General features: G+C 45.0%; 9 protein-coding genes. All 9 read left to right on the forward strand.

What is annotated here, in order from left to right; all coding sequences use genetic code 11:
• The first annotated feature begins 230 nt into the window (after positions 1-230).
• The 9 genes from LIR34_RS12875 (at position 231) to LIR34_RS12915 (ending at position 9979) form a co-directional block, all read left to right on the forward strand.
• Entirely contained in the window at positions 231-2339 is a 2109-nt protein-coding gene (locus tag LIR34_RS12875; RefSeq protein WP_173901787.1) for a glycoside hydrolase family 13 protein, read from the forward strand.
• Between the two features lie 162 nt (positions 2340-2501).
• Positions 2502-3380 carry an amino acid ABC transporter substrate-binding protein gene (locus tag LIR34_RS12880; RefSeq protein WP_161284022.1) on the forward strand — a complete coding sequence of 293 codons (879 nt, stop codon included), beginning with the start codon at positions 2502-2504 and terminating at the stop codon, positions 3378-3380.
• Between the two features lie 147 nt (positions 3381-3527).
• On the forward strand, positions 3528-4175 hold the full coding sequence (locus tag LIR34_RS12885) for an amino acid ABC transporter permease (RefSeq protein ID WP_161284023.1): 648 nt from the start codon (positions 3528-3530) through the stop codon (positions 4173-4175).
• A 32-nt stretch (positions 4176-4207) separates the two neighbouring features.
• Positions 4208-4957, forward strand: coding sequence for an amino acid ABC transporter ATP-binding protein (locus LIR34_RS12890; RefSeq protein ID WP_173901840.1), 750 nt, complete (start codon positions 4208-4210; stop codon positions 4955-4957).
• 118 nt (positions 4958-5075) lie between these two features.
• Positions 5076-6509: an adenylosuccinate lyase gene (purB, locus tag LIR34_RS12895; protein WP_161284024.1), complete on the forward strand. Its 1434-nt coding sequence runs from the start codon at positions 5076-5078 to the stop codon at positions 6507-6509.
• Positions 6510-6580: 71 nt separating this feature from the next.
• Entirely contained in the window at positions 6581-7861 is a 1281-nt protein-coding gene (locus tag LIR34_RS12900; RefSeq protein WP_173901788.1) for an adenylosuccinate synthase, read from the forward strand.
• Between the two features lie 56 nt (positions 7862-7917).
• Positions 7918-8739: an HAD family hydrolase gene (locus LIR34_RS12905; RefSeq protein ID WP_173901789.1), complete on the forward strand. Its 822-nt coding sequence runs from the start codon at positions 7918-7920 to the stop codon at positions 8737-8739.
• 248 nt (positions 8740-8987) lie between these two features.
• Positions 8988-9497: an SEC-C metal-binding domain-containing protein gene (locus LIR34_RS12910; protein WP_161284027.1), complete on the forward strand. Its 510-nt coding sequence runs from the start codon at positions 8988-8990 to the stop codon at positions 9495-9497.
• Positions 9497-9979 carry a YdcF family protein gene (locus LIR34_RS12915; protein ID WP_173901790.1) on the forward strand — a complete coding sequence of 161 codons (483 nt, stop codon included), beginning with the start codon at positions 9497-9499 and terminating at the stop codon, positions 9977-9979. Before LIR34_RS12910 ends, LIR34_RS12915 begins: the two co-directional genes overlap by 1 nt.
• The last annotated feature ends 176 nt before the right edge of the window (positions 9980-10155 follow it).

Below are 10155 nucleotides of genomic sequence, written 5' to 3' on the forward strand. Positions count from 1 at the left end.
AGACGCATGATACTATATATATCGTAAAAACCCCCCAATACATTATATAGTTTTTGCTACACCCCATAAGAAGAAATACCTTCTCCAAAAAAGACAGCTTATCCCGCTGTCTTTTTTACTTTGTAAAAATAGTGCATATTTGCATGGCTTTATTCGGCGGGTTTTATATTGTACTTTTGTGATTTATCAACTAGAATATACATATGCTAAAGAATAAGGGGATTTTGATTATGGAATGGGAAAATGAGGACATTACCAGAAAAATGCAGTACATTCTGAATGTGCGGCCGGTGCTGAATAAGGACGCTTTTTTCAGTGACGGAACGAGGTATTACAGAAATCCTGCCGAACCAAAGACAGGGGAAACGGTAATGATCAGTTTCCGGACCCAGAAAAACAATGTGGATGCAGTGTATCTTGTATCCGGCGGAAAGAAACGAAGGATGAAGATCTATAAGACGGTCAAGGGCTTTGATTACTATGCGGCCAGGATCGTTATGCCGGACGAGGTTTTCAGATATCACTTTGAGATTCTGTATGGGTGGGTAAACTGTTATTATAATCAGCAGGGAGTCTGTACAGAGAGAGAGGATCGGGATGATTTTGAGATTTATCCGAACTATCAGACACCGGACTGGGCGAAGGGTGCGGTCATGTACCAGATTTTTGTGGATCGTTTCTGCAACGGAGATCCGACAAACAATGTTCTGACGGATGAGTATTCTTATATCGGAGAACACTGTGAGCAGGTGAAGGACTGGTCCAAGACACCGGCAGTCATGGGTGTGAGGGAATTCTATGGCGGAGACCTTCAGGGAGTTATGGATAAGCTGGATTATCTTCAAGATCTTGGAGTGGAGGTCGTGTATCTGAACCCGATCTTTGTATCACCGAGCAATCACAAGTATGACACACAGGATTATGATTACGTGGATCCTCATTATGGAAAGATCGTGGAGGACTGTGATGGGCTTCTGGCTTCGTGGGACAGGGAAAACGCTCATGCAGCCAAATATATCAAACGAGTTACCGACAAGAAGAATCTGGAGGCGAGTAATCAGCTTTTTGCGAAACTGGTGCAGGAGCTTCATAAGCGAGGCATGAAGGTGATCCTGGACGGAGTATTTAATCACTGTGGCTCCTTTAATAAATGGATGGATCGTGAGCGGATCTATGAAGGCCAGGAAGGCTATGCACCGGGTGCTTATATTTCGGCAGACAGCCCGTATCGCTCCTTCTTTCATTTTAATGACGAGAACAGATGGCCGTATAACCCGTCTTACGATGGATGGTGGACGCACGACACGCTTCCGAAGCTTAATTATGAGGGCTCCAGAGAGCTTTATGAGTATGTGCTGGATATAGCCCGGAAGTGGGTTTCCGAGCCGTACTGTGCAGATGGCTGGAGACTGGACGTGGCAGCGGATCTTGGACACAGCAATGAGTTTAATCATAAGTTCTGGAAAGATTTTCGCAGGGCAGTCAAGGAGGCAAATCCGGAAGCACTCATTCTTGCCGAGCATTATGGCAATCCGGAAGGATGGCTTCAGGGAGATGAGTGGGATTCTGTCATGAATTATGATGCTTTTATGGAACCGGTGACATGGTTTCTGACCGGTATGGAGAAACACAGTGATGAATACCGGGAAGATCTGTATGGAAACAGTGAGGCCTTTATTGCAGCTATGAGGACGCATATGCGCTCCCTTCATATGTCTGCACTTCATGTGGCGATGAATGAACTGTCCAACCATGACCACTCCAGGTTCCTTACCAGAACGAACCGCCGTGTGGGAAGGGTTTCTTATGCAGGCCCGCAGGCTGCCTCTGAGAATATCAATACGGCAGTTATGAGAGAGGCGATCGCGATCCAGATGACCTGGCCGGGGGCACCGACTGTCTATTATGGAGACGAGGCAGGTGTATGTGGATTTACGGATCCGGATAACCGCCGTACCTATCCGTGGGGACATGAGGATAAGGAACTGCTTGATTTCTACAAAAAAATGATCGCGATCCACAAAAAATATCGAATCCTGCGAACGGGTTCCCTGAAATTTTTGTGGAATGATTACCAGGGACTGTGCTATGGAAGGTTTTCGCATATTGAACAGATGATCGTGATACTGAATAACCGTGACGAGGGCAGAGAAGTCACGATCAAAGTATGGCCGGTGGGAATCAGCAGGATGGAAGAGGTCAGAATGACAAGACTGATCCGGTCATGTCAGGATGGATATACGGATCAGCCAAAGGAGATCATTGCCCGCGCCGGTATGGTGAACCTTTATCTGCCTCCTAAGAGCGTGACACTTCTGCATCATAAGGATAAAATGTAATAATCATTATACAGACAAAGTTTGGAACTGTGAAAATATCACAGATCCAGACTTTGTTTTTTTCTTGACAGAATATGACAGGTATGTTACGATAACTATACTTTCACACGGTAGAGTGACTGTGTGATAAAACATAAAAACGGTATAAGAGGAGAGATAGATATGAAGAAAAAGGCAGTTGCATTAATGCTGAGTGCAGTTATGGTTATGGGAATGGCTTCCGCAGTGAGCGTACAGGCGGGCGTTGCAGATAAGACTCTGATCGTAGGATTTGATGCAGAATATCCTCCTTATGGATATATGGATGAGAGCGGAGAATATACAGGTTTTGACCTGGAACTGGCACAGGCAGTGTGTGATCTGGAGGGATGGACTCTGGACAAAAAACCGATCAACTGGGATTCCAAGGATATGGAACTGAACTCCGGTTCTATTGACTGTATCTGGAACGGATTTACAATGAACGGAAGAGAAGATGATTATACTTTCTCTGTACCGTATGTAGATAACAGCCAGGTGATCGTTGTAGCCGAGGATTCAGGAATTGAGAAACTGACAGATCTGGCAGGCAAGACCGTTGGTGTCCAGGCAGCTTCCGCAGCATTGGATCTTCTTAAGAGCGAAGAAGAGGGTGGACAGAAGGAACTGGCAGATACCTTTGGAGCACTGAATGAATTTGCTGATTACAACACTGCATTTACAGAACTGCAGGCAGGAGCACTGGATGCACTTGCAATTGATGTAGGTGTTGCAAAATACCAGCTTAATTCCAGAGGAGAGGGATTCAAGATCCTTGATGAGACTCTGAATACAGAGCAGTATGCGATCGGATTCAAGAAGGGCAACGATGAACTCTGCGATATCGTGAATGCAGACCTTCAGAAGCTGGCAGATGACGGAACCGTAGAGAAGCTGGCAGAGAAATATGAGATCGCTGATATGGTAACTCTTAAGGCTTCTGATGACGCGGCAGCAGAAGATACAGAGGAAGCAGCAGCTGAGGATAAGACAGAGGATTCTGCACAGGAAGACGCTGAATAATCAGAATCCTGTCACCGGATGAGATCTGGAATGGATTTTGACCAGATTGCTGTGACGAAGTGAACAGTAACAAATATAAGACATATGGGATGCTCCCTGGGATCTCGCCGGGGAGCATCCCTGTTGTAAGTTTATGGAGGAGAAGACATGAGTTTTCAGGTAATGTTACAACAGCTTACCACGGGGTTTGGGTCTACGCTGGTTATCTTTTTTCTGACACTGCTTTTCTCACTGCCCCTGGGTATGGTGGTGTATTTTGGAAGAGTGAGTCGCTTTAAGCCACTGAGCTGGATCGTCAAAGCCTATATTTCTATTATGAGGGGAACGCCATTGATGCTGCAGCTGCTTTTGTGGTATTTTGGACCGTTTTATCTCTGGGGGATGAATATCGGAGGATATAAATTTACTGCGATCATTCTTGGATGTTCATTGAATTATGCGGCTTATTTTGCAGAGATATATCGTTCCGGAATTGAATCTATTCCGAGCGGACAGTATGAGGCGGCACAGCTTCTTGGCTACAATAAAAGTCAGACATTTTTCAAGATCGTACTTCCGCAGGTCGTAAAGATCGTGCTGCCATCAGTGACAAATGAAGTCATCACATTGGTTAAGGATACCTCTCTTGTATATTCTGTATCCTATATCGAGATGTTTGCACTTGCAAAACAGATCGCGGCAGCACAGACAACGGTACTTCCGTTTGTGATCGCAGGTGTGTTCTATTACATTTTCAACTTTGTGGTTGCATGGGTAATGGAATGGTTTGAAAAGAAAATGAACTATTATCATTAGGAGGAAATGGCGTGAGTACGAATCTTCTTGAAATGAATCATATCAAAAAACAATTCGACGGACTTCAGGTTCTGAAGGATGTCTCTATCCATGTAGAGGAAGGCGAGGTGCTTTCCATCATAGGACCTTCCGGTTCCGGCAAGTCTACGCTGCTCCGCTGTGCGACGCTTCTGACGCGCATTGACGGCGGGGAGATCAGCTACATGGGCAAAAAGGCAATTTGGACAGAGAATGACAGAGTCTGCATGCCGCCCAAGAATGAGATCAAGGAAATCCAGTCCTGTTTCGGTCTGGTGTTCCAGAACTTCAATCTTTTTCCGCATTTTACCGTCATGAAAAATATCACGGATGCGCCGATCCATGTACAGAAAAGAAACAAGGCCGAAGTATATAAAGAAGCGAGAGAGCTTCTGGCAAAGATGGGACTTTCTGATAAGGAGGATGCTTATCCGTATCAGCTTTCGGGCGGACAGTGCCAGCGAGTTGCGATTGCAAGGGCGCTTGCACTGAACCCTAAGATCCTGTTTTTTGATGAACCGACCTCTGCACTTGACCCGGAACTTACCGGAGAGGTTCTCCGCGTGATCCGCTCTCTGGCGGACCTCCACATTACCATGGTGATCGTGACACATGAGATGAATTTTGCGAGAGATATTTCGGACAGGGTGATCTTTATGGACCAGGGGGTTATTGCGGTGGAGGGTACTCCGACGGAGGTATTTTCTTCCAGCAATTCCAGAATGAAAGAATTCCTTGGTAAATTTCATCAGGGAGAAGAATAAAGGGATTGCTTTTAATCAGGCAATGTTATATAATTTTCAGCGTAAAGACAGAAATCAGGAAATCCGATTAACCGCAGTTACCCCCTGCGGTTAATCTAGTGAGAGGATAGGAGTAAATATGAGTACAGACAGATATGTAAGCCCCCTTTCAGAGCGCTATGCCAGCAAGGAAATGCAGTATATTTTTTCTCCGGATATGAAATTCCGTACATGGAGAAGATTGTGGATCGCTCTGGCAGAAACAGAAAAAGAACTTGGCCTGAACATCACCCAGGAGCAGATTGATGAACTTAAGGCTCACAAGGATGACATCAATTACGATGTGGCCAAGGAGAGAGAACGTCAGGTTCGTCATGACGTTATGTCTCATGTGTATGCATATGGAGTACAGTGTCCGAAAGCAAAGGGAATCATTCATCTGGGTGCAACCTCCTGTTATGTAGGAGATAATACAGACATTATCGTAATGGCAGAAGCTCTCAGACTGGTTCAGAAGAAACTGGTCAATGTGATTGCAGAGCTTTCTAAGTTTGCAGATAAATATAAGGATCAGCCTACGCTGGCATTTACCCATTTCCAGCCGGCACAGCCTACAACTGTTGGTAAGCGTGCTACTCTGTGGACACAGGAATTCATGATGGATCTTGAGGACCTGGAGTATGTCCTGGGAAGCCTTAAGCTTCTTGGTTCCAAGGGAACAACAGGAACACAGGCAAGCTTTTTGGAGCTTTTTGACGGAGATCAGGAAACCATCGACAAGATCGATCCGATGATCGCAGAGAAGATGGGATTCAGGCAGTGCTATCCGGTTTCCGGACAGACCTATTCCCGTAAGGTTGATACCAGAGTTCTGAATATTCTTGCAGGTATTGCAGCAAGTGCACACAAGATGTCCAATGATATCCGCCTTCTTCAGCACCTCAAGGAAGTGGAAGAACCGTTTGAAAAATCTCAGATCGGATCTTCTGCAATGGCATATAAGAGAAATCCGATGAGAAGTGAGCGTATTGCTTCCCTTTCCAGATATGTGATGATCGATGCGCTGAACCCGGCCATCACTTCAGCAACACAGTGGTTCGAGAGAACACTGGATGACTCCGCAAACAAGCGTCTCAGCGTTCCGGAAGGATTCCTTGCAATAGATGGTATCCTTGATCTTTGTCTGAACGTAGTAGACGGACTGGTAGTATATCCGAAGGTTATCGAGAAACACATGCTTGCAGAGCTTCCGTTCATGGCAACTGAGAACATTATGATGGATGCTGTTAAGGCAGGTGGAGATCGTCAGGAACTTCATGAGCGTATTCGTGAACTTTCCATGGAAGCAGGACGTACTGTGAAGGTAGAAGGAAAGGATAACAACCTTCTTGATCTGATCGCAGCAGATCCGGCATTCAATCTGACGATCGAAGAACTCCGCAAGTCTATGGATCCTTCCAAATATGTGGGAAGAGCCAAAGAGCAGACAACTGCTTTCATCGAGAAAGTGGTACAGCCGGTTCTTGATGAGCACAAGGATATGCTTGGAATCAAGGCAGAGATTAATGTCTGATGCCAGAGGACAAAAGTCTGAAAGATAATTTTTAACAGATCAATCAAAAACACAAGGAGGATAAATGTGTTATGGTCAAAGCAGTAGTTGGAGCTAACTGGGGAGATGAGGGTAAAGGTAAGATCACCGATATGCTTGCTCAGGAAGCAGATATCATTGTAAGATTTCAGGGAGGAGCAAATGCCGGTCATACAATCGTAAATGACTATGGTAAATTTGCACTGCACACACTTCCGTCAGGTGTATTCTACAACCACACCACAAGCGTGATCGGAAATGGTGTTGCTCTGAATATTCCGGTATTTTTTAAAGAATACAATGAAGTAATCGAGAGAGGAGTTCCGGCACCGAAGATCATGATCTCTGACAGAGCACAGATCGTAATGCCTTATCATATTCTCTTCGATCAGTATGAAGAGGAACGTCTTGGCGGCAAATCTTTCGGATCCACAAAGTCCGGTATTGCTCCGTTCTATTCCGATAAATATGCCAAAATCGGTTTCCAGGTAAATGAACTGTTCCATGACGATACTCTGAGAGAAAAGGTAGAGCGCGTTGTAGAAACAAAGAACATTTTACTGGAGCATCTGTATCATAAACCGCTTCTTGATCCGAACGAGATTTATGCAGAACTGATGAAATACAAAGAAATGGTAGCTCCATATGTAGGAGATGTTTCTCTGTTCCTGTGGAATGCACTCAAAGAAGGCAAACAGGTTCTTCTGGAGGGACAGCTTGGATCACTGAAGGATCCGGATCATGGAATCTATCCGATGGTAACATCTTCCTCTACACTGGCTGCATATGGTGCGATCGGTGCAGGAATCCCGCCATATGAAATCAAGCAGATCGTTACTGTCTGCAAGGCATATTCCAGTGCAGTAGGAGCAGGTGCTTTTGTTTCTGAGATCTTTGGCGAGGAAGCTGATCAGCTGAGAAGAAGAGGCGGAGATGGCGGAGAATACGGCGCAACAACCGGACGTCCGAGACGTATGGGATGGTTTGACTGTGTTGCTTCCAAATATGGCTGCCGTATGCAGGGAACTACAGATGTAGCCTTTACTGTTCTTGATGTCCTTGGATATCTGGATGAGATTCCGGTATGTACAGGATATGAGATTGACGGTAAAGTTACTACAGAATTCCCGACAACAGGACTTCTTGAGAAGGCTAAACCGGTTCTGGAAGTACTTCCGGGATGGAAAACCGATATCCGTGGAATTAAGAAATACGAAGATCTTCCGGAAAACTGCCGTAAATATGTTGAGTTCGTAGAGAAACAGATTGGATTCCCGATCACCATGATCTCCAACGGACCAGGAAGAAATGATATTATCTACAGAAATAAATAAGTAAAGTATAGACGCCGGGGAGAGTTTTCCCCGGCGTATTTCACGAAGAGGTGTTTATGAAAAACGGAAAAAGAATCGCCGCTCTTCTGGGAGTGGCTGCTCTGCTTGTGATCTTCTGTCTGCCGATGTTTTTTGCCCTGAAAGGAGATTTTTCTCAAGGAGCCTTTATGGCATCGCTCTATACAGTACTTTTTGCAGCGATCATGGGCTATGTGATCTGGATGGTATTTCGGCTTATAAATAAGAAGAAAAATGAGGAGGATAAGCATATGATAAAAAATATTGTGTTTGATGTAGGACTTGTTCTTGTAGAGTTTAACTGGCAGACTTATCTAGACAGCTTCCATTTTGAAAAAGAAAAGAGAGATAAGATCGCGAAGGCAACCTTCCAGAGTGAAGTCTGGGATGAGCGTGACAGGGGACTTCTGGAGGAGGAAGACTATATCAGAAAGTTTCAGGCACTGGCACCGGAGTATGCAGATGACATCCGAAGGGTGATCGAGCGTTCCACAGAATGTGTTGTTAAGATGGATTATGCAGAAACCTGGACGAAATACCTTAAGAGCCAGGGATATCATCTGTATATTCTTTCCAATTACAGCAGATATATGCTGGATGGTACGAAGCAGAACGAGATGCCGTTCCTGAAATATATGGATGGAGTTATTTTTTCCTGCGATGTAAAGCAGATGAAACCAGATGCAGAGATATACCGTACTCTGCTTGGCAGATTCGGTCTCAAGGCAGAGGAGACTCTGTTTATTGATGACAGGAAAGAGAACTGTAAGGGCGCCGAAAGTCAGGGAATCCATGCGCTTCAGTTCAGAGATCTGAAGCAGGCAGCAAAAGAAATGGAAGAGACTTATGGCATAAAATAAGATAAAATCCCGGGACTGCACTGTTTCGCAAGTCCCGGAACCTTGTAAGGGGAGGATATAAGTATTTTTTAGATCGTATCTTTTGCCACATCGCATCGATAAGTGCTTCGATGGACATTCATAGTATAGACGCTGGAATTCCTTTTTATACAACTTTCTTGAGATTTGTATAAAAAGGGATTTGTTTTTTGGAAGAAAAGATGCTATAATGGGGCACAGGCAAAATTTTTGAAAAGAGGATGAAACAAATGAGTGATAAAACAATCTTAGAGCAGTGGCGTTCAATTGCTTATGATCAGCAGGCAGACCGCAATCAGCTCCAGAGATTCTGGGCAAATTATTTCAACATCGAGAAGGGAATCTATGAGCAGCTTCTTTCCAATCCGGATGAGGTTGTAAGCGGTACCGTTAAGGAACTGGCTGAGAAATACGGACAGGACGTACTGACTATGGTTGGATTCCTGGATGGAATCAATGACAGCCTTAAGATCCCGAACCCGATCGAGACAATGGATGAGGATACCAGAGTAACTCTGGCTTTTGATAAAGAGCTTCTCTACAAGAATATGGTTGATGCCAAGGCAGACTGGCTGTATCAGCTTCCTCAGTGGGATGCAATCTTTACAGAGGAGAAACGTAAGGAACTGTACATGGAGCAGAAGAAGTCCGGCACAGTTGTAAAACCGCATAAGATCGGTCGTAACGATCCTTGTCCGTGCGGCAGCGGTAAGAAATACAAACATTGCTGTGGAAGATAATGAAAGTCCGGACAGATCTGGATTATATTATCGTGCTTGGTGCCTATGTGGCAGGCACACGGTTATCCAAAGCCCTTCTGGAACGAACCAGGAGGGCTTTGCGTTACCTTGAGGAGAACCCGAGGACGAGGGCTGTTCTTTCCGGTGGACAGGGGCAGGGAGAACAGATCAGCGAGGCGGAAGCAATGTACCGTTATCTTACAGAACATGGGATCGATGGTTCACGACTGATCCTTGAGGACAGATCGACCAACACGAAAGAGAACCTGGATTTCAGCCTGGAGAAGATTGGTACTTTGGATGCATCCATAGGTATTGTCACCAATCATTTCCATGTATTTCGTGGAGTGGCGATCGGCAGGAAGTGCGGCTGCAGGAGAATTTATCCGATTCCGGCAAAGTACCGGAGCTGGAGATTATTCATCTATGTTCCACGAGAGATCCTTGCGATCATCAAGGATAAAATAGTAGGAAATTTGTAAATAAAAATAAAATTCAAAAAAATTAAAAAAAGTGTTGACACTTTGCGAAACGCATAGTATACTAACGAAGTCGGTTGCGAGAGAAACTCCTGAGAGAGCAGAAGCAGCAGACACAGGAAAGTGGGATCTTAGCTCAGCTGGGAGAGCATCTGCCTTACAAGCAGAGGGTCATAGGT

Source organism: Blautia sp. MSK17_66 (assembly GCF_020538025.1).
In the GTDB taxonomy this organism is placed as follows: Bacteria; Bacillota; Clostridia; order Lachnospirales; family Lachnospiraceae; genus Blautia_A.